Annotated in this window: 29 protein-coding genes and 1 other RNA gene; 18 read left to right on the top strand and 12 right to left on the bottom strand. The window is 62.5% G+C overall.

Annotated elements, in window-relative coordinates; translation table 11 throughout:
• Nucleotides 1-56: 56 nt before the first annotated feature.
• Nucleotides 57-1631, bottom strand: coding sequence for a methyl-accepting chemotaxis protein (locus KUL25_RS05655; protein WP_257892050.1), 1575 nt, complete (start codon nt 1629-1631; stop codon nt 57-59).
• Complete coding sequence (locus KUL25_RS05660; protein ID WP_257892051.1) at nt 1624-1956, bottom strand: hypothetical protein; 333 nt, start codon at nt 1954-1956, stop codon at nt 1624-1626. The genes KUL25_RS05655 and KUL25_RS05660 overlap by 8 nt, the downstream gene beginning before the upstream one ends.
• Before the next feature lie 141 nt (nt 1957-2097).
• On the opposite strand from KUL25_RS05660, the gene KUL25_RS05665 reads away from it, so the two are divergent.
• From KUL25_RS05665 to arsC, 4 genes are all read left to right on the top strand, one after another.
• Nucleotides 2098-4308, top strand: coding sequence for an NADP-dependent isocitrate dehydrogenase (locus KUL25_RS05665; protein WP_257892052.1), 2211 nt, complete (start codon nt 2098-2100; stop codon nt 4306-4308).
• Nucleotides 4309-4443: 135 nt separating this feature from the next.
• Nucleotides 4444-5658, top strand: a complete 1215-nt coding sequence (locus KUL25_RS05670; protein WP_257892053.1) for an NADP-dependent isocitrate dehydrogenase — start codon at nt 4444-4446, stop codon at nt 5656-5658.
• Nucleotides 5659-5791: 133 nt separating this feature from the next.
• Nucleotides 5792-6103: a hypothetical protein gene (locus tag KUL25_RS05675; protein WP_257892054.1), complete on the top strand. Its 312-nt coding sequence runs from the start codon at nt 5792-5794 to the stop codon at nt 6101-6103.
• Between the two features lie 49 nt (nt 6104-6152).
• Nucleotides 6153-6557 (top strand): arsenate reductase (glutaredoxin), encoded by a 405-nt coding sequence (gene arsC / locus KUL25_RS05680; protein ID WP_257892055.1) that lies wholly within the window; start codon nt 6153-6155, stop codon nt 6555-6557.
• Between the two features lie 14 nt (nt 6558-6571).
• Here arsC and KUL25_RS05685 read toward each other — a convergent pair whose 3' ends face one another.
• The 3 genes from KUL25_RS05685 to KUL25_RS05695 all read right to left on the bottom strand — a co-directional run bounded on the left by KUL25_RS05685 (nt 6572) and on the right by KUL25_RS05695 (nt 9567).
• Entirely contained in the window at nt 6572-6982 is a 411-nt protein-coding gene (locus KUL25_RS05685; protein WP_257892056.1) for a c-type cytochrome, read from the bottom strand.
• A gap of 445 nt (nt 6983-7427) precedes the next feature.
• Nucleotides 7428-8420: an acryloyl-CoA reductase gene (gene acuI / locus KUL25_RS05690; RefSeq protein ID WP_257892057.1), complete on the bottom strand. Its 993-nt coding sequence runs from the start codon at nt 8418-8420 to the stop codon at nt 7428-7430.
• 43 nt (nt 8421-8463) lie between these two features.
• On the bottom strand, nt 8464-9567 hold the full coding sequence (locus KUL25_RS05695; protein ID WP_257892058.1) for a dimethylsulfoniopropionate demethylase: 1104 nt from the start codon (nt 9565-9567) through the stop codon (nt 8464-8466).
• 75 nt (nt 9568-9642) lie between these two features.
• Here KUL25_RS05695 and KUL25_RS05700 point away from each other — a divergent pair, with 75 nt between their 5' ends.
• On the top strand, nt 9643-10128 hold the full coding sequence (locus KUL25_RS05700) for a hypothetical protein (RefSeq protein ID WP_257892059.1): 486 nt from the start codon (nt 9643-9645) through the stop codon (nt 10126-10128).
• On the opposite strand, the gene KUL25_RS05705 is transcribed toward KUL25_RS05700, so the two are convergent.
• Genes KUL25_RS05705 through KUL25_RS05715 form a run of 3 tightly spaced genes read right to left on the bottom strand, consistent with a single transcriptional unit; the run spans nt 10125 to nt 12058 of the window.
• Nucleotides 10125-10649, bottom strand: coding sequence for a DinB family protein (locus KUL25_RS05705; RefSeq protein WP_345790938.1), 525 nt, complete (start codon nt 10647-10649; stop codon nt 10125-10127). The genes KUL25_RS05700 and KUL25_RS05705 overlap by 4 nt on opposite strands.
• Nucleotides 10650-10656: 7 nt before the next feature.
• Complete coding sequence (locus tag KUL25_RS05710; protein ID WP_257892060.1) at nt 10657-11310, bottom strand: DUF1326 domain-containing protein; 654 nt, start codon at nt 11308-11310, stop codon at nt 10657-10659.
• Nucleotides 11311-11323: 13 nt separating this feature from the next.
• Nucleotides 11324-12058 carry a DUF2182 domain-containing protein gene (locus KUL25_RS05715; RefSeq protein ID WP_257892061.1) on the bottom strand — a complete coding sequence of 245 codons (735 nt, stop codon included), beginning with the start codon at nt 12056-12058 and terminating at the stop codon, nt 11324-11326.
• 109 nt (nt 12059-12167) lie between these two features.
• Between KUL25_RS05715 and KUL25_RS05720 the strand changes: the two genes are divergently transcribed.
• The 3 genes from KUL25_RS05720 (at nt 12168) to KUL25_RS05730 (ending at nt 14898) form a co-directional block, all read left to right on the top strand.
• The gene (locus KUL25_RS05720) at nt 12168-12917 is read left to right on the top strand and encodes a FadR/GntR family transcriptional regulator (RefSeq protein WP_257892062.1); all 750 of its coding nucleotides are present in this window, start codon (nt 12168-12170) and stop codon (nt 12915-12917) included.
• 251 nt (nt 12918-13168) lie between these two features.
• Nucleotides 13169-13453 carry a YybH family protein gene (locus KUL25_RS05725; protein WP_257892063.1) on the top strand — a complete coding sequence of 95 codons (285 nt, stop codon included), beginning with the start codon at nt 13169-13171 and terminating at the stop codon, nt 13451-13453.
• Nucleotides 13454-13863: 410 nt separating this feature from the next.
• The gene (locus tag KUL25_RS05730) at nt 13864-14898 is read left to right on the top strand and encodes an extracellular solute-binding protein (RefSeq protein WP_257892064.1); all 1035 of its coding nucleotides are present in this window, start codon (nt 13864-13866) and stop codon (nt 14896-14898) included.
• Nucleotides 14899-15259: 361 nt separating this feature from the next.
• On the opposite strand, the gene KUL25_RS05735 is transcribed toward KUL25_RS05730, so the two are convergent.
• Nucleotides 15260-15847 carry a protein-tyrosine phosphatase family protein gene (locus KUL25_RS05735; RefSeq protein ID WP_257892065.1) on the bottom strand — a complete coding sequence of 196 codons (588 nt, stop codon included), beginning with the start codon at nt 15845-15847 and terminating at the stop codon, nt 15260-15262.
• Nucleotides 15848-15927: 80 nt separating this feature from the next.
• On the opposite strand from KUL25_RS05735, the gene KUL25_RS05740 reads away from it, so the two are divergent.
• Entirely contained in the window at nt 15928-16551 is a 624-nt protein-coding gene (locus KUL25_RS05740) for a GntR family transcriptional regulator (protein ID WP_257892066.1), read from the top strand.
• A gap of 63 nt (nt 16552-16614) precedes the next feature.
• Nucleotides 16615-16970: a transfer-messenger RNA gene (ssrA, locus tag KUL25_RS05745) on the top strand.
• A gap of 116 nt (nt 16971-17086) precedes the next feature.
• Here the strand turns inward: ssrA and KUL25_RS05750 are convergent.
• Nucleotides 17087-17776, bottom strand: a complete 690-nt coding sequence (locus KUL25_RS05750) for a Hint domain-containing protein (protein ID WP_257892067.1) — start codon at nt 17774-17776, stop codon at nt 17087-17089.
• 280 nt (nt 17777-18056) lie between these two features.
• Between KUL25_RS05750 and KUL25_RS05755 the strand changes: the two genes are divergently transcribed.
• The 8 genes from KUL25_RS05755 to KUL25_RS05790 all read left to right on the top strand — a co-directional run bounded on the left by KUL25_RS05755 (nt 18057) and on the right by KUL25_RS05790 (nt 22350).
• On the top strand, nt 18057-18428 hold the full coding sequence (locus KUL25_RS05755) for a DUF4345 family protein (protein WP_068360355.1): 372 nt from the start codon (nt 18057-18059) through the stop codon (nt 18426-18428).
• A 178-nt stretch (nt 18429-18606) separates the two neighbouring features.
• Entirely contained in the window at nt 18607-19104 is a 498-nt protein-coding gene (locus KUL25_RS05760; protein WP_257892068.1) for an SspB family protein, read from the top strand.
• A gap of 51 nt (nt 19105-19155) precedes the next feature.
• A complete protein-coding gene (locus tag KUL25_RS05765; protein ID WP_257892069.1) occupies nt 19156-19713 on the top strand; it encodes a class I SAM-dependent methyltransferase in 558 nt (185 codons plus the stop codon).
• A gap of 69 nt (nt 19714-19782) precedes the next feature.
• Nucleotides 19783-21171: a class II fumarate hydratase gene (fumC, locus tag KUL25_RS05770; RefSeq protein WP_257892070.1), complete on the top strand. Its 1389-nt coding sequence runs from the start codon at nt 19783-19785 to the stop codon at nt 21169-21171.
• Nucleotides 21171-21545 carry a VOC family protein gene (locus KUL25_RS05775; RefSeq protein ID WP_257892071.1) on the top strand — a complete coding sequence of 125 codons (375 nt, stop codon included), beginning with the start codon at nt 21171-21173 and terminating at the stop codon, nt 21543-21545. Before fumC ends, KUL25_RS05775 begins: the two co-directional genes overlap by 1 nt.
• Nucleotides 21542-21724 carry a DUF4169 family protein gene (locus KUL25_RS05780; RefSeq protein WP_257892072.1) on the top strand — a complete coding sequence of 61 codons (183 nt, stop codon included), beginning with the start codon at nt 21542-21544 and terminating at the stop codon, nt 21722-21724. Before KUL25_RS05775 ends, KUL25_RS05780 begins: the two co-directional genes overlap by 4 nt.
• A 99-nt stretch (nt 21725-21823) precedes the next feature.
• Nucleotides 21824-22057 (top strand): ribbon-helix-helix domain-containing protein, encoded by a 234-nt coding sequence (locus tag KUL25_RS05785; protein ID WP_068360366.1) that lies wholly within the window; start codon nt 21824-21826, stop codon nt 22055-22057.
• Nucleotides 22058-22092: 35 nt separating this feature from the next.
• Entirely contained in the window at nt 22093-22350 is a 258-nt protein-coding gene (locus KUL25_RS05790) for an aspartate aminotransferase (RefSeq protein WP_257892073.1), read from the top strand.
• A 7-nt stretch (nt 22351-22357) separates the two neighbouring features.
• Here the strand turns inward: KUL25_RS05790 and KUL25_RS05795 are convergent, their stop codons facing one another.
• The gene (locus tag KUL25_RS05795; RefSeq protein ID WP_257892074.1) at nt 22358-23734 is read right to left on the bottom strand and encodes a cytochrome P450; all 1377 of its coding nucleotides are present in this window, start codon (nt 23732-23734) and stop codon (nt 22358-22360) included.
• Nucleotides 23731-24987 (bottom strand): hypothetical protein, encoded by a 1257-nt coding sequence (locus tag KUL25_RS05800; protein WP_257892075.1) that lies wholly within the window; start codon nt 24985-24987, stop codon nt 23731-23733. The genes KUL25_RS05795 and KUL25_RS05800 overlap by 4 nt, the downstream gene beginning before the upstream one ends.
• Between the last annotated feature and the right edge of the window lie 17 nt (nt 24988-25004).

Consider the following 25004-nt stretch of genomic DNA (forward strand, 5'->3'; position numbering starts at 1 on the left):
CTCCGTCAGATCCGAGAGCTTGCACGGAGGCGCAGCGCGGCCCGTTTTCTGACGCTTTAGGCCGCGGCGATCGCGTCGTAACGCTGGCTTCCATTGGGCTTCACCGTGAATTGGCGCAGCCTTTCGTTGAGTTCGACTGCCCCACTCGCGATCCGGCTTCCGGTCGCTGACAGCTCTTCCGTATTGACGGCAATGTTTTGTATCACGGTCTCGATATCACTGAGGGTGCCCGCCAGATCGTTCACGGAGCCTGACTGCTCTGTGACCCTGGTCGACAGTTCATTCACATTGCGGCTTGCTTCTGCGACCGACCCTTCGATCTCATCAAGGGCTGTGCCTGCCCGATCGACCATTGTTGCGCCATCGGCGACCTGAGTGATGCTGTCCGAGATCAATCCTTTCACCTGGGTCGCCGCCTCTGAGGTCCGGTTGGCCAGCGCGCGAACTTCCGAGGCCACGACTGCAAAACCGGACCCGGCGGCACCTGCCCGCGCCGCTTCCACGCCGGCGTTGAGGGCGAGCAGATTGGTCTGGAAGGAAATATCCTCGATCACTGCAATGATCTTGCTGATTTCGCCCGACGAGGCCTTGATACGCGCCATCCCTTCTACTGCGGCGCGGACAATGCGCCCCCCTTCCGCAGCCTTCTGAGAGGCGGTTTCCGCCATGTCGCGCGCCATGTCGATGTTCTTTACGGTCTGCTGCAAGGACGCCGTGATCTCTCGAATGGAATCGGCCGAAGTCGACACCTGGATCGCTTGCCCTTCAAGTTGCGTGGCAATCTCGCCGGTCTTATGCGCCGATACGGAGGCCTCGGAATCAACCTCTGCAACAAGCTCTATCGCCTCGGCCAACGTGTCGGAAACGATATCGAGAGCGCGGTTATAATCTGTCACGATTTGCTGGAAATGCGCGCCATGGGCATCCTCCAGGCGACGCGACAGATCCCGGCTTGCCATGGCACTCAGGTTCTCGGCCAAACGCGCCACGATCATGGCCGATTGGGCCTTGGACTGCTCGGCCTCTTCGCGCATCCGGTCGGCCTGGTCTGCATTGGTTTCCGCAACCTCGCGCGCTTGAGCCGCGGCAAGGACTGCGTCTTGTTTGGCGGCCTCTTGCTGATTTCGCGCCCGAATGGCCAGGATCAGGATGCCAACCTCCACCAGAACGATCACGGCATGAAAGGCCACGCGGATCAGATTGACCATCACGTCCGTTGACGGGAACACCAACGCGGGCATGAGCAGACCGAAACTCAGGTGATGTAGGGCGATGACGACGGTTGTGACCAGTAGGGCCGGAATGGAATTCGCCATGGCGACCACCGCGAGAGCCGCAAAGAAGAACATGTGACTGTCGACTTGAAACGCATTGCCCGCAAAGCACGAGGTAAACACAATCGCCTGGCCCGCCAGGGCAACACTGGCAAGCGTGGCCCCCATGTGTCCGCCGATCCTGACACCGATGAAGGCCATCGCGCCCATGAAGACGCCAATGGCGATGAAGACCGCGGCATTCGCCCCGGTGATCTGGCATGTCACCGCGATGACGGGCACCATTGCAACGGCGAGGTTTCGTGTCATTTTGGCGCCGTAGAGTGATATCTCTGCCGCAAGGCTCAATTTACGCATCTTCAGTTCCTGCCTGATACTCGTTCACATCGATCCCGCATAGTCGCGCGAGAACACTGCCGTCCAACACCGCCCAAGCCCCCAGATCGCGCGCAGCTTCCGGGGCCGAAAGCACGGCCAACACGCCAAAAGGTGCGCGCATCGGCCCAACCTCTTGGCCCCCCAATGTCGCGACGATGGCCGCCGCCCCCGCACTAGGGGCGATCACCAAGGCCACCTGCCCCGGTTCCGCAGGGCCCGACACAAGCAATGCGACCGGTGCGACAGCAAAGGCCACCAGGAGCGTCAGGTTCAAAAGGGCGCCGTGAAAGATAAGTTTCTTCATACGCCTCCTATGCCAGCCAAACCTTAAGGACCGGTTTAACCGCGACACCGCGTCACCGGTATACAACGGTATACCCCCTTCCCAGAGCGCCCCCCTTCCCCTAAACAGCCCCCAACGCACATCCGCCGAGAGGGACCTCCCATGACAACTCCTGACATCATCTACACCAAAGTCGACGAAGCGCCCGAACTGGCCTCGGCCTCTCTGCTGCCGATCATCCAGCGCTTCGCCAAAGCGGCAGGCATTTCCGTGGGCACCAAGGATATCAGCCTTGCTGGCCGTATCCTTGCGACCTTCCCCGAGCATCTGACAAACGATCAGCGCGTCTCGGACGATCTCGCGGCCTTGGGCGAGTTGGTGAAGACGCCCGCCGCCAACGTGATCAAGCTGCCCAACATCTCGGCCTCGGTCCCGCAATTGGTCGCCGCCGTGACCGAGCTGCAATCCAAGGGATATAACATCCCCAATTATCCCGAAGCCCCTGATACGGAAGAAGAAAAGGCCATTCGTGCACGCTATGACACGATCAAGGGATCGGCCGTGAACCCGGTGCTGCGCGAAGGGAACTCGGACCGTCGCGCGGCGGCTGCCGTGAAGAACTACGCCCAGAAAAATCCCCACCGCATGGGTGCCTGGGAGGCCTCCAGCAAGACGCGCGTCGCGGCCATGGACGGCGGCGATTTCTTCTCGAACGAAACTTCCGTGACGCTGGAAGCCGAAACCTCGGCCAAGATCGTGCTGGAAACCGCGCGTGGCGAGACGGTCCTGAAAGACGGCCTCAGCTACCCCGCCGGTACCGTGCTGGACGCCACCTACATGAGCGCCAGTGCCCTTGATGCCTTTCTGGCCGACGAGATCGGGAAGACGATGGCGGCCCAAACTGAAGGTGAAGCCGTGCTGTTCTCGCTGCACATGAAGGCCACGATGATGAAGGTGTCCGATCCGATCATCTTCGGCCATGCGGTCAAGGCGTGGCTTGCGCCGGTCTTCGACAAGTTCAGCGAAGAACTGAAGGCTGCGGGCGTGAACCCCAACTCCGGCATGGGCGATCTTCTGGCGCGCGTCGCCGACAATCCCGAAATCATGGCCGCGATCGAAGAGAACCGCAAAAGCCGCCCGCCGATGTACATGGTCGACAGCGACAAGGGCATCGGCAACCTCCACGTCCCCTCGGACGTGATCATCGACGCCTCCATGCCCGCCCTGATCCGCGCCGGTGGCAAGGGCTGGGGTCCTGACGGCAAGGAACATGACGCGGTTTGCGTGATCCCCGACAATTCCTACGCCCCGGTCTATGACGAGAGCATCGCGTTTTTCAAAGAGAACGGCGCGCTGGATCCTGCCACCGCGGGCACCGTGCAGAACATCGGCCTGATGGCGCAGAAGGCCGAGGAATACGGCTCCCATCCCACCACCTTCGAGATCGCGGAGTCCGGTACCGTCAAGATGATCGCGAGCGACGGCACGGTGCTGCATTCCCACGATGTGCAGCCCGGCGACATCTGGCGCTCTGCCTCTGCCCGCAAGGCGCCGATTGAAGACTGGGTGCAGCTGGCCATCGACCGCCAGAAGGCCACGGGGTTCCGCGCCATTTTCTGGCTGGATGCCAACCGCGCCCATGATGCGCAGTTAATCCAATACGTGAAACCCCTCCTGCAAGCCGCTGGTGTTGCTGATAAATTTGAGATCATGGCACCCCGCGACGCCACCCGCGCCTCGCTGGAAACCATCACCAAGGGTGAGAACACCATCGCCATCACCGGCAACGTGTTGCGCGATTACCTGACCGACCTGTTCCCGATCCTGGAACTGGCGACCTCGGCCAAGATGCTGTCGATCGTGAAGCTGATGCAGGGCGGCGGGCTGTTTGAAACCGGCGCGGGTGGCTCGGCCCCCAAGCACGTCCAGCAGCTGCACGGCGAAGGCCATTTGCGGTGGGACAGCCTGGGTGAATTCTGCGCCCTAGGCGAGTCCTTCACCTTCCTGGCGGACGCCAAGGGCAACGCCAAGGCGCGGGTTCTGGGCAACGCCGTGGATGCAGCGACGCAGGGGATCCTTGATGACAACCGCTCTCCGGGACGCAAGGTGAGCCAGCCCGACAACCGCGACAGTCACTATTGGTTCGCCCGCTACTGGGCCGAGGCCCTGGCCGCGCAGACAGACGACGCCGAACTGGCGGCGGAATTCGCCCCCGTGGCAAAAGCCCTGGCCGAGCACGAGGCGACAATCCTGGCCGAGTTGGACACCACGGAAGGCGCCGAGGCCGATACGGGCGGCTACTACATGAACGACCCGGCCAAGCTGGCGGCGGTCATGCGGCCGTCCGCGACGCTGAACGGGATCATCGGCTAGTTCCTGACGACACGACGCGCATAGCCGTGCCGAGGGGGGCGGCCCGGCGATGCGTAGCGGCCTGCGGCCTTGATTCCACTCGGGCGCTTCGCTCTAACTTCATGCAACAGACTTCCTTCAACAGGACCTCCCAGAATGACCAAAATCAAAGTCGAAAACCCCATCGTCGAGATGGACGGCGACGAGATGACCCGGATTATCTGGGCCTTCATCAAGGAAAAGCTGATCCTGCCCTATCTGGACATCGATCTGCTTTACTATGATCTGGGCATCGAGGAACGCGACCGTACCAACGACCAGATCACCGTGGATGCGGCCAACAAGACCAAGGAAGTCGGCGTGGCGGTCAAATGCGCCACCATCACCCCCGATGAAGCCCGCGTTGAAGAGTTTGGGCTGAAGGAAATGTGGCGTTCCCCCAATGGCACGATCCGCAACATTCTGGGCGGCGTGATCTTTCGTCAGCCGATCATCTGCAAGAACGTCCCCCGCCTTGTGCCGGGCTGGACCAAACCGATTGTTGTTGGCCGTCATGCGTTTGGCGATCAATACAAAGCCACCGACATGAAGTTTCCGGGTGCAGGTACGCTGACCATGAAGTTCACCGGCGACGATGGCACGGTAGAAGAGCGCGAGGTCTATAAGGCCGACGGCCCCGGCGTCTTCATGTCGATGTACAACATCGACGCCTCCATTTACGACTTCGCCCGCGCGTCGTTGAATTATGGCCTCAACCTTGGCTGGCCCGTCTATCTATCGACCAAGAATACCATTCTTAAACAATACGATGGCCGCTTCCTTGAGATCTTCGCCGAGGTCTATGAGGCCGAATTCAAAGACGCGTTCGAGGAGGCAGGCATCTGGTACGAGCATCGCCTGATCGACGACATGGTCGCCTGTGCGATCAAGTGGAACGGCGGGTTTGTGTGGGCCTGCAAGAACTACGACGGCGACGTTCAGTCCGATGTGGTCGCGCAGGGCTTCGGCTCGCTTGGCATGATGGCCTCGGTCCTGATGACGCCCGACGGCAAGATCGTGGAATCGGAAGCCGCCCATGGCACCGTCACGCGCCACTTCCGCAACCATCAGGAGGGCAAAGCGACTTCCACCAATTCCATCGCCTCGATCTACGCCTGGACCGGCGGGCTGAAGCATCGCGCCAAGCTGGACGACAACGCGCGGCTTCTGGAATTTGCAGAAACGCTGGAGCGGGTCATCGTGGAAACGGTTGAGGCCGGCCACATGACCAAGGACCTCGCCCTGCTGGTCGGCCCCGATCAAGGCTGGCTGACCACGATGGGGTTCCTTGAGAAGATCGACGAGAACCTGCAAGCGGCCCTCAACGGCTAGCGGCGCACGGGTCGGCTGGTCTGCCAAGGCCAGCCGCACAACCTGCTGGTTCCCGCCATTTCTGCGCGACGGCGCTGCGTGATACGCGGCACCCCTTATGCAGGAACGCCGTAGAAAGCCCGCAGAAAGCCCCATGTCCGCGTCCAGACCACCCCGCCGCCGCGCCCTGCGCCTCTTCCTGATGCTTTTCTGGGCAGCGCTATGCGGACTTGCTCTTTTTGGCCTCATCTTCCTCGGGTTGGTCGTCTATGGGGAAATTCGGTTCGTCATCCTTGACTGCGGCCCCCGCTATGAGTGGTCCGAGGCCAATTATTGCGCCTGCTCTGATATTGAGGAAACCAACCCGATGTTCCTGCTGCTCGGCCTACAAACGATCCTGCCCCTCGCCGTATCGCTGCTGATCCGCTTCATCGCACGCCGGACGCAGGCAAGCTCTCCGTCATAATTTCGCTACGCAGACCCATTACGACCGCCTAATTCAAGGCGGAGGCCCCATGATCGTCATCCATCACAACCCTGATTGCGGCACCTCGCGCAATGCGCTTGCCAGCATCCGCGCCACAGGCGCGGAGCCTGTCGTGATCGAATACCTGAAAACCGGCTGGACGCGCGGGCAGCTTCTGGGCCTTTTCGCCGCTGCGGATATCACCCCGCGAGAGGCGCTGCGAACCAGCAAATCCCCTGCCGAATCCCTTGGCCTGACCGATCCCGCCGTCACGGACGATGCCCTGTTGGACGCCATGGTCGCCGATCCGATCCTTGCGAACCGTCCTCTCGTCTGCACCCCCAAGGGTGTGGCCTTGTGCCGTCCAACTGTGAACGTCGTCACCCTGTTGCCCGCCCCGCCCACAGGTCCGGTTCATGACGCCAAGGGCGCTCAAATCTGGCCCGCGCCGTAACGCTGACCCGCCCGTCAGCGCTGTATCGTGCGCAGATATTCCGCCAGTGCCACCAGATCCGCCGGGATCGGCGTGCCGACCCCCTCCTCCACTTCCACCACGACCGTCGGCCCCAGATCACCCGCGCCGAATTCAGGCATTGTGCGTTCGGGGTCGATATGCCCGACCGAGCCATAGATGGTCGCCAGTGTTGCGATCTCAGGAAACACACCACCATTGCGCTGCGACAGAAGGCTCAGGTCCGGCGGCGGCGTCCAGTCGCGGCTTGGCCCGTCGTAGCCCCGTCCCTGCGGGCCATGGCAGGCCGCGCAATTCTCGGCGAACAAGCTGGCCCCATTTGCAGCGCTGACGCGGTCATCGAGGACCGGCGTGCAGCCCGCGGCAAGAAGCCCTGCCACGGCTCCGATCAGAGGCGCAATCTTCATGTCGTCGACTCCCATGTCATGTCTGCCCGATGCTATGCCATCGCGGCTATCTTGCATTTGACATGGATCATGCGCGGCAGCTTGGGTGCCCCGGTTATGGACCTTGGCCGAGAGATCCGCGATGATCTTGTGCGTCTTCGCTTCAAAGAACCAAAGTGGGGTTGAGGGAGCCAGCGTTCATCACTTTGAAGATCATATCGGGGCCGCCTGCTGCGCAGTATTCCACTTGAACGGCCGCGCCCGATGCGGGTCTTCACTCCAATTTGACCGCCACTATTGGACGACAGAAGGCCGCGCCTTCAAACGTGTCGAAATGACAGGTGTTGACCCTACAAACGCCCGCATCCCTGCCCGATTGCAATGACGTTGCGGCGTGACGGAGGTGTTGCAGGAGGTGTCGAAGGAGGGCACCGCCCTCCCCCTTTAGCTGCAAAAGATCAATGCTTTAGGCGTTCACATCCACCACAACACGGCCCCGGACGCCGCCCTTCAGGATGGCACGGCCCAGATCAGGCACATCGGCCAGCGTCGCGGGTTTCACCATCGCCTCCAGCTTGTCCATCGGCAGATCCTTGGCGATCGCCTCCCAGGCGCGGACACGGTTGGCATAGGGCTGCATGACGCTGTCGATGCCCAACAGGTTGACGCCCCTCAGCAGAAACGGAATGACCGTCGCCGGAAGTCCGGCACCGCCCGCAAGCCCCACCGCCGCGACAGAGGCGCCGTACTTCATTTGCCCCAGAACGCGCGCCAGCATATCGCCACCCACCGCATCGACACAGCCGGCCCAGGTCTCGGCTTCCAGAGGCCGTTTGACGGTTTCATTGATCTCTTCACGTGCCACGATGCGGGTGGCCCCAAGGGATTTCAGGTAGTCCGCCTGCTCGGGCCGCCCCGTCACGGCGGCGACATCGTGGCCGCGCGCAGCAAGGATCGCAGTCGCGACCGAGCCCACGCCACCGGCGGCGCCAGTCACCAGAACCTCACCATTTCCGGTTTTTAGCCCATGATCTTCAAGTGCCATGACCGCCAACATCGCCGTAAACCCGGCGGTGCCCACGGCCATCGCCTGACGGGTCGTCAACCCGTCGGGCAGCGGCACCAGCCAATCGGCGTTCACACGGGCCTTTTGCGCGTACCCGCCCCAGTGCATCTCGCCCACCCGCCAGCCGGTCAGCACAACCTTGTCGCCCACGGAATACCTCGCATCATCAGAGGTTTCCACGGTGCCGCTGAAGTCGATCCCCGGCACATGCGGATAAGTGCGCACCAACCCGCCGCCGGGGCCAACACAGAGACCGTCCTTGTAGTTGAGGGTGGAATACTCCACCGCGACCGTCACATTGCCCTCGGGCAGGCGATCCTCGGTGATGGCCTGGACAGAGGCGCTGGTCTTGCCCTCGTCGTCTTTCTCCACGATCAGTGCATTGAACGTCATCTCTTCATCCTTTACTTCATGATTGCCGCGTAAGCGCCTGCAATCAAATCCAAAAACTTTCGCGCACCTCGGCGGGCAGCAGCCCGCTTGGGGATTGCACATGCAGTTGAGTGCCCTCATCCCAGTGGGTCATGCGCACCATGCCAATGGCAACCCCCTCGCTGTAATCCGGGCTATAGGCGGCCGAGGTCACTTGTCCCACCCGCTTCTTGCCCGCCATCAGCGGCCACGCCCTGTCACACGACGGCAGGGCCTTGGTGTCAATCGCAATGGCCCGAATTTGCTGCACCGGCCCCTCTTTCGCCACCCGCAGAAGCGCGTCGCGGCCGATACACCCCACCGCCGTGGCGGTGTTGCAGAAGCGGCCAAGGCCGCATTCATGGGGCGTATTGTCATCGGTCATGTCGTTGCCATAGCTCAACAAGCCGCCCTCGATCCGCTCGATCGCGTTGGGGCATCCGGCCTGGACATCAAGGTCGCGGCCCGCCTCCATCAGCGCGTTCCACAGCGGCATGCCGACATCCCAGCCCTCCACGTAGATCTCGAACCCACCCTGCTTGGAATAGCCCGAGCGGGCGATAACCATGTCATGGCCCTGGAAATCGAACCAGCCGAAGCGGAAGAACCGGATATCCCGGACCGCATCGCCAAAGACACGCGCCATCAACTCATCGGCTTTGGGGCCCTGGACGGCCAACGGCGACACGTCTGGCTCGTCCACCAGAACGTCAAGGCGATAGCCTTGGGCGACGCCCTTGACCCAAAACAGCAAATCGCTGTCCGCGATAGAGATCCACCAGCGATCCTCGGCCAGTTTCAGAACCACCGGATCGTTCAGCATCCCGCCCGTCTCATCGACGACGGGCATGTAGTAGCATTGGCCCGGCAGCATGCCACGCAGATCGCGCGGGGTCAGCATTTGCACAAGGCGACCCGCATCGGGGCCACGGACTTCGACCTGACGCTCGACCGAGACATCCCAAAGCTGCACCGCAGATTTCAGGTGCGCGTAGTCCTCTTCGACCGTGCGAAACATGGTGGGCAACAACATGCGGTTGTAGACCGTGTAGGCTTTGACACCGGCGGCCTCGACACCGTCGGAAAACGGCGTGCGGCGCAGGCGACGAGAGGGGGAGATCAGGGCCATGGGGGGGTCTCCTTACCTTGGCAGGACAGGGGCTTGCGGGATAGGGTGGCGCCATTGCAACCCATAGGACGTTTGATGAGACATTTTACCTTGGCCGCGCTGGCGGCGCTGCTGATCGCGCCCGCGGCCCACGCGCAGCAAAGCCCCGAGCATTCCGCCGAGGCCGTGGCATCGGCCGTGCTGCACGCCTATCGCGCACAGGAAATCACGCAGTTGATGGCCCACATGAACCAGACCAACCAATCTTTCGTCGAGGCCTACGCGGAAAATCCTGACCAGTTCGAAGAGATGTTCACCGGCACCCGGTCCCAGGCTGGCGTGATGTGGGACGGGTTCATCTTCCCCGCGCGCTACTCCGTCGAGCCAGACGGGACGTCGCAAGCGGTGATCCCTTTCGCCGTGGAGACGACCAGTGGCTTCGCCCCCCTGGCCGATGTCAGCGCGGGCCGCCTGATCGCCGTCGTTCTCACCCTCGACAGCCCCGAGGACACCACATGGGGTTTTGAGGACGTCAACTATATCCCGCACAGCACCTACACGGGCCTGCTCGACGCGCTCTAGATCCATTCCGGCACCTCCGCCGGCATGAACGGAATGTCCGTGTCGGTGGGGGTGACGCCAAGGCTGGTCAACATCTGGTGCACCTGGCCGCGATGATGGGTCTGATGGTTGAAAATCTGCATCACGCAGATCGCGCGCGACATCGTCATGTCCCGCTTCAGGCTGCCGGAATACCACGTCAAATCGCCCTCGAAATCGCTGTCGTCCGTGGACCAGGCCCAGGCCGCGATCCGCGCGTCCAATTGCGGGCGACCGGCCATCAGGGCGGGCCAGTCGTACGCCGTGGCGGTGTCAGACCCCACGAGTGCAGACACCGGCCCTTCGCCGCCGTCAAAGCGCGAGATCCACAGGGTATCGCCCCACATCAGGTGGCTAAGCGTGCCTTGGATGCTGCCCCAGAACGCACCACGATCCGCGTCGCGCTGTTCTTGCGACAGGGCGTCGGCGGCCTGGAACATCCATTGGTTCTGCCACGCGTTGTAGCGCGCCATGTGGCGGGCGTAATCGGGACCAATCATCATGCTGGCCCTACTTGCCCTGAGGTCCGACCCAGTCGATCTGGCAAATCTCGGCCGAGCGGCCATCGAAATCCCAGACCCGGCCGAAGGCACGGACACGGCCCTTGGTGGCGGTGGCGACGGTGATGTCGGGACCCATCCAATAATCGGTATTGGTGACCACCTGATCGGCGCCATTCTTGCCCGGCACAGGCACGATCTCGCCCTGGATCTTCTTGCCGACCATCAGGCGGCGGGCGTTGCCCTCGGTCTCGAAGGTGACGGGCGCGCGTTCAGCGCCCAGAAACTCGCTGACCAGAACGCCGAAGAGGCCCGTGGTGCCCCGCGCCTTGCCGGTGAAGATGTTGATCAGGCCGTCATAGGCCGCCTCGTTGGCACGCTCATCGATATAGGCTGCCGCTTTCCAGTTGCCGCGTGCCATCAGGCCGGGGATCTCCAGCACCAGCCCGACGTTCAGGCCGCTGATATCCTCATCGCCGTAGAACCCTTCATCGATGCGGATGCCCGACCATGCCTGGCAATAGCCTTCCGTGGGCGCATGTTTGCCAAGGCTGATCACGCAGGGGCAGAACACGGTGCAGTTGCAATTCAGGATCAACTCGCCCTTGATTGCCCAGGGGACCTGGCCAACGGGGGTTTCCATCACGGCGTCTGTTTGTGCCATATCTAAATCTCCTTCAAAGGGATGTCAGCGCCAGCCAAAGGCCACCACCGATAAGAGCCGCGCCCAAGGGCCGCGTCAGGATGCGCCCGACGTCGGGCAGTTTCTCGAAAACCATGATCAGGGTCGCCAAGCCCATGAACACAAGGTTCATGACCCCACCCACGAAGGCCAAAAGCATCAGCGCCCAACAGCACCCCAGGCAGACCGCCCCTAGGCGCAGGCCGTTGCGGAACGGGCCCTCATCCCAGTGGGACATGAAAAACGTCAGCGGCGCGCGGCACTTGGACAGGCACGCCTCCTTCAGGGGGGTGAATTGGTAGGCGCCCGCCAGCAGCAGCAGCACGGCTGAAAGTTGGGTGGACCGGCTATCGCCGAAGGCCGACACCAGCTCTGCCTGAAACAGAAGGAACTGTAGCCCCGCCGCCAGCACGGAAAACCCACCCCAGATCGCAAGGTAGCCGCCGACCAATGCGCTGAAGTTGGTGCCCGTGGTCTGCCCCAGATCGTCGTATGTGGCGAACGCGGGCAGCGCCGTGGGGGCCATCATCGCCGCCGACATCAGCATCCACATGGCCGTGATGCGCGCAAATCCCGCCGCATCCGGGGTCAGCGTGCACAGGGCGACAAGGAAATCCGTGCCGTATAGGGCGCCTGCTGCCCGAAGATCAGCGGGCAACGCCATCAGGTACAACGTGACCCAACCGACAAGGATGACGCCGAAAAGCGTCAGCCAATGGGGCGCTGTCATGGCACGGATACGCTCTGAAACCAATTCGCCCTCCCCGACTCACGGCCTCAATCAACTGTTGCGTCTTGATGTCAGACATTTAAATGTCTGACAAATGAAAAGGTAGCAAATGAAAATCGATCCGAACAGTAAAGCGGACCTTTCTGCGCAAATTGCCGCCGCGATCCGCGACAGCATCATCTCGGGCGCCTTGATCGTCGACGCGCGCCTGCCGTCCGAGGCCGAGTTGGCCGAGACGCTCAACGTGTCGCGCTCCACCGTGCGCGAGGCGTTGAAGCGGCTGGCGGCGCAATCGCTGATCCGCACCCAGCGCGGGGCCTTCGGCGGCGCTTTTGTGAACCGCCTGTCCTACGAGGACGCATACGGCCAGCACATCACCACCTCGACCCTGCTTCTGGGGATGAATGACGTGGCGTTCGACACGGCCTGTGAAGCGCGCTTCGCGTTGGAGCGCGCCTGCGCCGATCTCTCGGCGCAACGGCGCACCGCCGACCATCTGGCGACGATGCGGGTGGAAGCCTTGCGCCAAGGCCAGCCGGGCCTGAGTGATGAGGCGTTCTGCGCTTCGGACGTGGCCTTCCACCGGGCGCTGGTGGACGGGGCGGACAACCCGGTGATGTCGTATCAATTGGCCGGCGCGGTGGAAGCGATGCAGCCCCTGATGAACATGATCACCTTCACCGCGCGCAATCGGGCGGAAATCGTCCGCCTGCACTCGGAAATCGCCGACGCCGTCGAGGCACGTGAAGGTGCCGCCGTCGCAGAGGCGCTGACAGAGTTGGAGACCTACACCAAGACCTTGGCACAATCCGTCTTCGAGCACCGCGCTCGGGCGGCCGAGGCGGCCAAATCGGTCTGAAGAGCACTTGCTTCACGAGACAGAGGAGGCACCTGGGTGCTTTGCCAGGCGATTGACGGACGCGGCGAGCTGTTGACGGACCGTCCTGAGCAATGCAGCGAAAGGCAAGAATGAGCCCAAAGTAACGGCTTTCTCTCATGTCCGGAACGGCGGCTATCGCGGGTAGTATCCGATAGGCTGCGGCAAAGTCTACTGGACGAAAGCAGGCGACATGTCATGCTGATGGTGTTTTGATCGGGAAGGGTGAGGCAATGATTGATGTGCAAGCCGTGGCAAAGATGGCAGCAGGCTACACTGCAGCGTGGAACTCTAAGTCCGCAGAGGCGGTGGCCCCCTTCTACGCAGAAAATGTCGAAATCATTATTAACAATGGCGACCCGTGGAGCGGTCGGTCGCGCGTTCAAGACATGGCCGCAAGTTTTTATGCGGATGTCCCAGATTTGACGCTCACCTGTGATGATGTGCGTTGTGCAGGAACTCACGTAATTCTCGTTGGATATTCACTGGCCACGACGCAGCCAGTGGAAATCCGCTGAACATTCCGGGTTGGGAAGAGTGGGAGATTGGTGACGACCTCAAAGCAAAGGCGTCGCGCGGGTGGTTTGACGCCGAGGATTACGGTCGGCAAGCCACCGTTCCCCTTGTCCGGGTCCAGCGGCATTCCCTCTTTGGTCGTGGCCGCTCGCAACCGGGTGGTCGCCAGTTACCCTCCGCCTTGCTGATCAAGGCCCTTGACCCCAGCAGGCGTCGCCGGGCTTCTGGATGTATACGTTAATATTTGGTTAAGTTCACAGCTGAAACCCGGTGATTTCAAAAGCTTGACCATAGTGCTCAAGGTTGAGCACGCGGCACCCCGCGCCGCTCAAACCCACTGGACGCCACCCGTCCCACGCTCTACCCTCGCTGCCAGCCTGACCTTCAAACGCTCCAACACGGACCATGATTCATGACAAAAACCTACCTCCTCGCCTCCGCCGCGACCCTGGCCCTCGCCCTGCCCGCAGCGGCCCAGAACCTCACCGTTTTCGACTATTCCGGCTTCGAGAACCCAGATTTCCACCAGCCCTTCATCGACGCCCACGGCGCGCCCGAATTTGTGTTCTTCGGCGACGAGGATGAGGCATTCCAACGCCTGCTGGCGGGCTTCCAGTCAGACGTCACCCACATCTGCGCAGGCTCCGTGCCGCGCTGGCAGGCCTCGGGCATCATCGAGGCCTGGGACACGGCCGAGATCGCCGCGTTTGAAACCCTCAACGCCGATCTCGTGGGCCAGGACGTGCTGGCGGGCAGCGAAGAGCTGTTCTTCCTGCCCACGGACTACGGCTCCACCGCCGTGGCCTACAACAGCGATGAATTGTCGGCCGACGATGTCACCTCGCTGGAGATCTTCAATGACCCAGCCCTCGCCGGGCGCTTGTCGATCCCCGATAACGTCGACGATGCCTATGCGCTGGCCTACCTTGCGACCGGCGTTACCGATTGGGCGGATGTGACGGATGCGCAGTTCGAGGCGGCAACTGATTGGCTGCGTGCTGTCCACCCGAACCTGCGGACCTATTGGACCGACCCGGCCGAGATCAGCCAGCTGATCGGTTCGGGCGAGGTTCTGGCCGCCTGGGTCTGGAACGAGGTGCCCGTGGCCATGGCCGAGGAAGGCTTCAACGTCGGCTTTGCGCGTAACACGACCGAGGGCACTTCTGTCTGGCTTTGCGGCTACGTCAACATGGTCGAGGCACCGGGCGACGAGGCGCAGGCCTATGACTACGTCAATGCGCTTCTCTCCGAAGGCTCCGCTGGTCCGCTGTTGAGCAACGGCTTCGGCTCGGCCAACGATGCCGCGCTTCAGGCCTTGGGCTCCGAGGCGATGGAAGCCGCGGGCCTGGGCGAAGTGACGGTGCCCGTTCTGGCACAGCTGCCGATCTCCAACGAACAGCGGGAACGCCAGGCAGAAGCGTTCGAGCGGATCAAGGCCGGCTTCTAAGCCGCTGCCGCAAATGACCCAAGACAACGCGCGCCCTCACCGGCGCGCGTTTTTGTGCTGGCCTTCCCGCACCAGCGCGACACGCGGCAACGGCAAGCTCCGCACGTTCAACACCACCGGACGGGCGCATAACCTGCCTTGTGGCACGATGCTGGTGTGTAGAAGTCCTTACAGCCGCCGCCCTGACACGGATGAGAAGCAGCGGCTGTAAGGCAAAGGTCGCGACGTAGTCTCCGGATTTCTCCGGGCACGCTTCAACCGCGTCGCGTCCTGTAGTGCACATGTATACACGTGGCGATCAGCATCGCAAACGAATTTTTGCCGGATGGACGTGGCCGCACGTGGCCCCCCGGCGGCGCGGCTAGGCCAAAGGCTTCAACGACAACGCGGCAAGCCATTCTTCTTGCGCCTCGCTTTCGACCGCCTCCGGGAAATGACTGCGGACCAATGCGATGGCCTCTTCGGCAGAAAGCCCGCCTTCCATCAAGGTCCAGCTGGCCATCAGACCGCTGCGCCCTGCCCCGTATTGACAGCAGAACGCCAATGTCTGGCCCGCGCACAAGGCGGCCTGCCGCGCCGGGCGTTGGGCGGTCCATGCCTGCACCATGGCCTCCTGCGGCACGGAGTAGTCCACCGTCGGATGATATTCGAGCGTCACGCCTACCGCAGCCGCCGTGCGTTCCAAAAGGTCGAACCCCAATGGGTCCAACTCATCGCGTTCCACCAAGACAACCAACCGGTCGCCGCCATGTGAACGAACCCCCTCCAGCGTTTCCATGCAAGCCTCTGGCATAAAGGTGGCAGAGCCATCGATGCCTGTTTCCAGCCCCGGGAACCCCGTCATAATGATCTTGCCGCCAAACGGATGAGCGATCACCGCGCGCATCGTGCCACGTAATGGCCCGCGATCGGGCGTTTCAGCGCCCATTGATATGGCTGGTACAGACATCAGTTGCTTTCCTTGTGCGATGTATACAGATATACACAAAGCCTTCCCGCTGCAATACATACGCCCAAGGGGCTGACGACATGCCAAGACACAACGCCGATACTATTGCCGACGCTTTGCGCAAACGGATCTGTTTGGAACCCCCGACTGCCAGCCCGGTCTTGCATGAGCAAGCCCTGGCGGCAGAATTCGGCGTCTCTCGGACGCCGGTCCGCCAGGCGTTGCAACGGCTGGCCTATGAGCGCCTAGTAGAGGTCCGCTCGGGCGTCGGGACTGTTGTCTCGCCGCTCAGCGAAGACCAACGCGCCATGGACATCCACCTGGCCAGCGCCCTACTGGATGTCGCCGCAGAGATGGAGGGCGACCGCCCTCTGTCGATCGAGGCCAACGCCTACATCAATGCCCTGGAACACCGGGTCAGCGAGGCCACCGCACTGGATCTGGACACGAATTACACGATCCGATCCACCATGTTGGAGGTCGTTACCAGTGAATTGTCGAACGACATTCTGGCTGAAGCGCTCAAAGCCGCGCTTTGGCGGCTGTTTCGCTGGCGCTTGGCAGCAGCAGCGGAAGAGCCCTCGGGCATCGACACCCGCCTGCGCGAGGTGATCGGACTGATGGCCGATGCCACGAAGGTGGGCACGGTTCGCGCGCTGCTGAAAGCACAACACATGCCCCCTGTCGGGGACGCTGAGGGGTAAGCAGACAAGCCGCTGACAGCCCGGTTGAAGGGCCGCGCCCTTTCAGCGACAAGGACCCCAAGACACCTTGAAACTGCACCCCCGCGCCCGTATGTATTGCTTGTTCCTTCGGGGACTATGGACATAAACGCGCTCGTAATAAGCGGATCGGACCCGGGGGCGGTACCCGGCGACTCCACCAATCCTCCCTTCATTTGAGGGACAGATGGGGTCGAAACAGGATCGACGAACGTCTAAAGGGGTTAGCTTTGTCCCGGTGAGTTACCACCGTTATCGGTACAAATCGTACAGTTGCAAATGACAACCGTGCTCCGGCAATGGCTCTCGCAGCGTAAGCTGTCTGAGTCGCCGAACTTAAGCCCTGTCGCCTAGCCGCGTCAGGCGGGGTTCGCAGGCACCTGGCAACAGAAGCCTGCACTTTCAAACCATTACCGCCGATAGTTCATGCAACGCATGAAGTTTGCCGCGCAACGTTTGGATTTTCGGTTAAAAAGCCCCATCGCTCCCGACGAGGCTTTTTCTCATGTCGCCCGACCTACTCGGCTGCGGTCATCCAGATGCTCCGCGTATTCAGCGCATGTCCGTCACGCCCTTTAAGGCCGATACGGGCGGCGGGCATGGTGGCCAAACCCTCCTCCAACGGCGGGAAGATCGCGTAAAGCTCATCGCGCTGCGGTTCGGAAAGGACCGAGGCGATATCGCCGGCGGGGTGGAAGCTTTCGGTTTCCAATCCCTCGGAATAGATCACCTCGTGGGTATCAAAGGCGATGCGGAAATACTCCACACCATCGGCGCCCAGGTCGACGCCGATATCCGTCTCGTTGATCAAGGTGAACGCGGGCGTCAGAACCCCGTCAGGGCTGCCGAACAACAGATCCGCCTGCCAATCGCGGCCCAAAACGCGGTGCTGGCGCGATAGGTTGAGGTCACCACGCGTATTGCCGTTGCTGTTGTATTCGATCAGCATGATCGTGACGTATTCGGGGTCATCGCCCGCGTCAAGGAGCGACACGAACACCTGTTTGGCGGCCAACTTCTGCGCCGCTAGAAAGGTATCGTTGACGCCATCCACATCCACATCCGAGCCAGAGCTTTGCGAGGTAGAGCCGGAGGTATCGATCACCAGCGCCACGTTGATATCCTGTGTGGACGCAACGGTGGTGATATCCGCAAACACCTCGAACATATCCGTTGCGAAGGCGGGCAGCGTGGCCGTCAGGCCCACGTCGATCCCGTTGATCGCTCCCGAATCAAATCCGGCCTGTGTCGGTAGAAGAAACCATTGCGCACTCCAGTGCCGATTGTTTCCAAACTGGAAAAAGTAACTGTTTTTTAACACTAATTCGCAAGCCCCCCCTTGCAAAGGAGAAAGCTGTCCCCGCCCGACAACCCCCGAAAACCGGCGCCGGATCGCCTGTCCTGCACGTTTTTTCAGCGCAAAGTGATCCGTCTCGGGGTCGCTTGCGTTAAAGAAAAGACAGACACCAGAAAAGCTTGGACCGCCCATGACCGCCGTCGACATCATCAATTACGCCGTTGCCATTCTGACCATTGGCCTCGGGGTCTGCGGCTGGCTCGCTACGCGCTGGACCATGTCCGTGCTGGATATTCAGGCCGGTCCCTCCAACATGGGGTATACCGAGGTTTCGGCGGTGTCGGGCTGCCTGTTTGTCGGCATCGGATTGGGCGTGTTGATCCTGAACGAGCCGATGGCCTGGATTGCGCTGGGGCTGGCTTATGGAGGCGCTGCGGTCGGACGCGTGACGTCGATCCTGCGTGACAATGCGGCCTCGCGTCAAAGCTGGACGTTTTTCGCGACGGAAGCCGCGCTTGGCGCATGGCTCGTGTTGGCGAACTTGCCTGCGCAGCAAGTCTAGACGCGGCGGAACAAAGCCCAAGCCTTCCAATGTGCGGGCCTTCCAAAGCCCAAGCCTTCCAAAGCCGAGCCTGCCTAAGCTGCACCTGCCTAAGCTGGTCCTGCCAAACCGCGCCTTTCATCCGCCGACGAATCTTCTACACTGGCCGCACCTGCCCTAACCGCTTGGCGCTTTTGCAATGTCTGACCCGATCCCGACCATACCCTATGGACGCCTCATGCATGAGGCCGTGTGCGGCGTGATCCGCGAGGTTCTGGAGCGGGTCGCACGCGATGGCCTGCCCGGGGAGCATCATTTCTTCATCACCTTCGACACCCGCCACGATGGCGTCGAATTGGCCGACTGGTTGCGAGAGCGCTACCCAGAGGAAATGATGATCGTGATCCAGAACTGGTACGACGACCTGAGCGTCGACCAGGACGGCTTCGCGATCACGCTCAACTTCGGCGACGCGCCAGAGCGCTTGCGCATCCCGTTCGATTCCATCGCCACCTTCGTTGATCCCTCGGTCGAATTCGGCTGGCGGTTCGAGCAGACCGATGACGATGATCCGACGCCCCCCAACGGCTCCGACCCCGGCGACAAGGATCGCGGTGACGACGCGGACGGCGACGGTCCCGGTGCGGGGCAAGAGGCTGAAGTCGTCAGCCTCGACACGTTCCGACGCAATCACTAGACCGTCGGCATCCGCACTTTTCAGGGCCGCGCTTTACAAGGATCACCCCCCATGGCGTCCAGTGACTTCGGTCTTTTCATGGGCCAGCTCTTGCGCAAGCCCCACCAGGTCGTGGCACTGGCGCCCTCGTCCAAAGGGCTTTGCGCCGAGATGGCCGCGGAACTGGACCCCGCCAAAGGCCCCGTGGTCGAATTGGGCGCGGGAACCGGCAATATCACCCAAGCCATTCTGGACGCCGGCATCGCGCCCGAGGCCTGCCACTCCATCGAGATGAACCCCGAGTTCTGCGCACGCCTACGTGCGCGCTTCCCCGGCCTCAACGTCTACCAGATGAGCGCGGGCGATTGCGGTGACCTCCCGGTCGAGGGCGCGCAGGCCGTTGTTTCGGGCCTGCCCCTCCTTTCCATGCCGACGCAATTGCAGCGCGATATCCTTACGGGTTTTACGAAACTTGTGCGCCCCGGCGGCGATTACGTTCAATTCACCTATGGCCCCAAGCCCCCCGTCACCGCTGTGGTGCGCGAGGAATTGGGCCTGACATGGCGCAAGAGCGGCAAGATCTGGTGGAACATGCCGCCTGCGCGGGTGTATCGTTTCACCCAAGCGTAAGGCTGTCGCATTGCCTTGACCCCAAGGGGGCGTGTAGACGGCATACAAATGCATACCGGAGACAATCCCATGACCCAGACCCGCACCGAGACCGACAGCTTTGGCCCCCTTGAGGTCCCTGCAAACAAGTATTGGGGCGCGCAGACCCAACGCTCGATCCTGAACTTCCCCATCGGTTGGGAAAAGCAGCCCATCGCCATCGTGCGCGCCTTGGGGGTGATCAAGCGCGCCTGCGCCGAGGCGAACATCAAGGCAGGCAAGCTGGACGGCATCGGCGACGCGATGCTGGAGGCCGCGCAAGAGGTCGTGGACGGCAAACTGGATGACAACTTTCCCCTGGTCGTGTGGCAGACCGGGTCCGGCACGCAGTCCAACATGAATGCCAACGAGGTGATCGCCAACCGCGCGATCGAGATCCTGGGCGGTGAAATCGGGTCGAAAACGCCTGTCCACCCCAACGACCACTGTAACATGGGGCAGTCTTCCAACGATACTTTCCCCACCGCCATGCACATCGCCACCGCGATGACGGCGCGCGATGTGACGCTTCCGGGCCTGCGCAAGCTGCATGCCTGCCTGGTGGAGAAGGTCGCGGAGTTCGACGGCATCATCAAGATCGGGCGCACCCATACGATGGATGCCACGCCGCTGACCCTGGCGCAGGAATTTGGCGGCTACGCCCATCAGGTGGCGAAATCGATTGAGCGGATCGAGTATGCGCTTGGCGATATCTACGAGTTGGCCCAGGGCGGCACTGCCGTGGGCACCGGCCTGAATACGCCGCAGGGCTGGGGCGAGGAGGTCGCCGCCAACATGGCGCGGATCACCGGGTTGCCGTTTGTGACGGCGCCGAACAAGTTCGAAGCGCTGGCCGCCCATGATGCGATGGTGGCCATGTCCGGCGCGATGAAGACCACCGCCGCGAGCCTGTTCAAGATCGCCAACGATATCCGGCTTCTGGGCTCTGGCCCGCGCTGTGGCCTGGGCGAATTGATGCTGCCCGAGAACGAGCCGGGCTCTTCCATCATGCCCGGCAAAGTCAACCCGACCCAATGCGAAGCGATGACCCAGGTCTGCGCCCATGTCATCGGCAACGACGCCGCCGTGGGGTTTGCGGGCAGCCAGGGCCATTTCGAGTTGAACGTCTACAAACCGATGATGGCCTATAACGTGCTGCAATCGATGCAACTTGTGGGTGATGCCTGCGTCGCGTTCACCGACAATTGCGTGGCGGGCATCAAGGCCGATGTCGTGCGGATCGAGAAGATCATGAATGAATCGCTCATGCTAGTGACGGCGCTGGCCCCCACGATCGGCTACGACAACGCCACGACCGTGGCCAAGACGGCGCACAAGAATGGCACCACGCTGAAGCAGGAAGCGATTGCGCTGGGGTTCGTCGATGAAGAGACCTTCGACAAGGTCGTGCGGCCCGAACAGATGATCGGGCCGAAATAGTGACCAGCTTGCTCCCGCATCTGATGTTTCAGGGCCAGCTTGACGCTGCCCTGACGCATTGGCAGGGGGCATTTCCCGACATGGTCGTGACACGCACCGATGGGGGCGACGGCCCGGTGACACAGGCCAATGTGGTGATTGCGGGCCAGGCGATCTCGGTTTTCGATAGCCCGCCGGTCCATGACTTCACGTTCACGCCGTCGATTTCGCTTATGGTGTGCTGCGACACGCGCCGGGAAGTCGACGCCATCGCCGCGCATCTGGGCGACGGCGGAGAGGTCTTGATGCCCCTTGATGCCTATGATTTCTCGGCCCGTTTCACATGGCTCAATGACCGCTTCGGCGTCTCGTGGCAGATCATGGTCGCGCCATGAGCACGACGCCGATCAACCTCAACCGCGTCCGCAAGGCGCGCGCACGGGATGCGACCAAAAAGAAGGCCGACGAGAACGCGGTCAAGCATGGACGCACCAAGGCCGACCGTCAGGCCGAGGCCGCGCGGCAGGCCTTGGTCGATAAGCGCCTTGAGGGTCATGGGCGCGAGGATGATTAGCGCCGTGACATGCCTTTGGCGCGCGCCCTTGCCCGCCGCGCCCCTTCACGGGCCCCTCCTCGGCCCTTTGGGGGCCTCCTCGCAGTTTTATTGTGCCCGATGAGCGGCGCTGCGTCATCCGCAAGGCCGCGCAAACGGTCCCTGACGCTTCAGGGGCACCGCACCTCGGTGTCGCTGGAGGACGCGTTCTGGGAAGACCTGCAAGCCATCGCCGAGGCGCGGGGGCAATCGGTCAACGCGCTGGTGGCCGAGATCGACGCGGCGCGCGGGGTCAGCGCGGGGTTGGCCTCGGCAATCCGGGTGTTTGTCCTGGCGGCCGCCAAGGCGCGTTAACCGCCCATTAGGATGGCTCTGCTAGGCCGGTTGCCATGAAACAGGACGCCATTCTTTTCAATGATCCAGAGGCCTGGATTGACCAGACCTTCGACGTGCCCGCCGTGCGAAATGGCGGGATCCTGCGCACCTCTCTGAAGGCGGTGGAGGCAGGGGCCGGCATGGCGCGCTTCAAGGCAGAGGTGAACCGCCGCCAGTTCCGGGCGCTGGAAAACAACGGCCATATCATTGTCTTCTGCAACCTGAAACCGGTTGAGATCCTGGCCTCTGGGCCAGGCAACGCAATCCGGTAGAGCGCGCCTATCGGCGGCTGACCCGTAAACGGATGCCGTCCCTGGCGCGCACGGTCAGGTAGGCCACCGGCACCGGATCGTCGCCCTCGATCCTCTCGAACCGAAACGCGCGCAGGAGCATGGCGAGCAGCAAGGGCCCTTCGACCATGGCGAAGCCCGCCCCGGTGCAGACCCGCGCCCCAGCCGAGAACGGAATGAACGCTTCACGCATGCAGGCCTTGCCGTTTTCGGTATGCCAGCGCCCCGGATCAAAGCCATCGGGATTATCCCAAAGCCGGTCCTGCCGGTGCAGGTGCCACGGTGAAATCACCACCTGGCTGCCGCGCTTCACGGCGCGTTTGCGGAACGTTTCGGGACAGGTCGTCTCGCGCACCATCATGGGCACCGGCGGATAAAGACGTAACGCCTCGCGAAACACGTCGCGGGTCAGCTTCAACTTGGACATAGCGGCGAAATCCGGCGCATCGGGCAGGGCTTGCGCCTCCTCTACCAGCTTGTCCTGCCATTCCGGGTAGCGCGCCAGAAGATACAGCGCCCACCCCAGCGCCGAGGCCGAGGTCTCGTGACCCGCCAGAAAGAAAATCGCCACCTGGTCCACCATCTCTTCGGTGGTGAAACGTGCGCCGGTCACTGGATCCGCGGTCGTCATGATCTTGGTGGCAAGGTCGTCAGGGGCCGTCCCTAACGCAATCTCGGCCCCGCGCGCGGCTGTCATTTCGGTGATCAGGGCGCGGATGTTGCGCGCGGTTCTGCGGGTTTTGGCGCGGTGGCCGCGCGGCAGCCAGCGGGGCAACGGCACGAAGGCTGCGGCATTCAGGATCGGTTGCGTACGCTGATAGGCGCGGAACTCGTGGAAGACCCGGCCCGCGATGTCGGCCTCGATCGGCATGGAAAAGAGCGTGCGGAAGATCACGTCGGCCGCGGCGTGGGACATTTCCTCTTCGATCTCCATCGCCTTTGCTGGCACGCCGGGGGGCGCGACGGTTGCGCCCATCCGCGCCACGCTCGCCTCCCCCGCCGCCCACATCGCGGGAAAGGTATCGCGCAGACGCCCGCCCTCGAACGCCGGGTCGATGATGCGGCGCTGCCGCTTCCAGGTCTCGCCGTTGGTCAGGAACACGCTCTCGCCAAGCAGGGGACGCAGCCCCTCGCCCACGCGGTCGGACTTCGGGAAGTCCATCGGCCGCGCCTTGAGGACCTCATCAATCAATGCGGGCTCATTGATCATGTAGGACCGGAAGAAGGGGGTCCGAAATTCCGCCATCCACGCGTGGTAGAGCCGGGCGGGCTGCGCCGAGAGGATATCCGCGCGAAACAGCCGCATATACCGCAGGAGCGAGACGCGATCCGCGCGCGCGGGCGGCTTGGGGGGCAGGTCTGTCATGTGTCGGTGAACCGGTTCACCGGGGTCTCGATCCGGCTGGCGGACGGTGCGCGGGTTGCAAAGCGGTCGCCAAGGGTCAGCGGGCCTGCGGTGACGCGAAAGTAGTCATAGGCATCGCGGGTGTCCGGCAGGTTGTCGAAGGCGTTGAGGTACTGGAAATGCAGCTCAAAGAGCCGCCATTTCAGGGCACGTTGGCAGGCCGCCGAAAGCGTCTGCGTGAAAGCCGCCGAGATCACCAGCGGCCCTTTCTTGTCGTCCGGGGCAACGCCCGACACGGCGACCGGGTCGCACAGCGCGAAGGCGCAGCCGTCGCCCGGCGCGGTGACGTCCACCCACGCGATGTCTTGTGCCGCCATGAACGACAGGTCCGCGCGCAGGCGTCGTGCGGCAGGCAGAAAGCTGACCATGGGCACAACGTGGCCAAGGGTCAGCAAGGACACGACCGGGCCGTCCCCCGGCACCCGACCCGCGCGGATCAGGTCTGCCAGCACTGACACGGCGATATAGGCCCCCGAGGAATGGCCGACGATCAACACCTCGTCCACATCCCTGCGCAAGACCTCGGCAATGCGGGCGGCGAACTCGGCCATGCGCGCCTCTTGCTCGGGCGGGTAGGCACCGTAAAGACGCGAGGAAAAGGCGTAATCCTTCATCAGGTACCATGCAAACAAAGCGTCGCGCCGCGCGCACCACCGCAAGACAAGCCACATCGTGAACCCGCCACCGGCCAACGCCAGCGCAAACATGACCGTCAGCGCGCCTTGCGCGGGCATCGCCAGGCCCATCGCATCCGCCACGCGCCACAGGCCAATGCCGATTCCCACACCCACAAGGACCGCCAGCACCATTGCCAGCAGGAGTTGGCCAAGAAGCACCACCACCGGGTAGAGCGCCGCGATAACTGGGCCTTTGCGCAGCCGCATAAGTCGGAACAAAGCGCCCGTGCCGATGTAGATCCACGCCGTCCGCGCCAAGGCCCCGTAGGTCGCCAAAACCCCGCCCGCCATCCGCGTCCGCACGATGTCGGCCCAGTATAGCACCTCCAACTCGGCACTGACCGTTGCGCCCTCCATCACCGCATCCACGCCCCAGCCGAAGCGCGCGCCCGTGGGCGCTTTTGCAGTCGCGATCTCGAAGCCCGAAAGGCGCGCCTGCACGGCGGCCTCGCGGCGATACCGCTCGCGGTAGGCGCGCGGTGGCACCGGGTCAAACCCCGGAATGTAAAGGACATGTCTGCGTGTGACCTGCGTCATGGCCGCAGCATAGCCAT

Source organism: Gymnodinialimonas phycosphaerae, assembly GCF_019195455.1.
Classification (GTDB): Bacteria; Pseudomonadota; Alphaproteobacteria; order Rhodobacterales; family Rhodobacteraceae; genus Gymnodinialimonas; species Gymnodinialimonas phycosphaerae.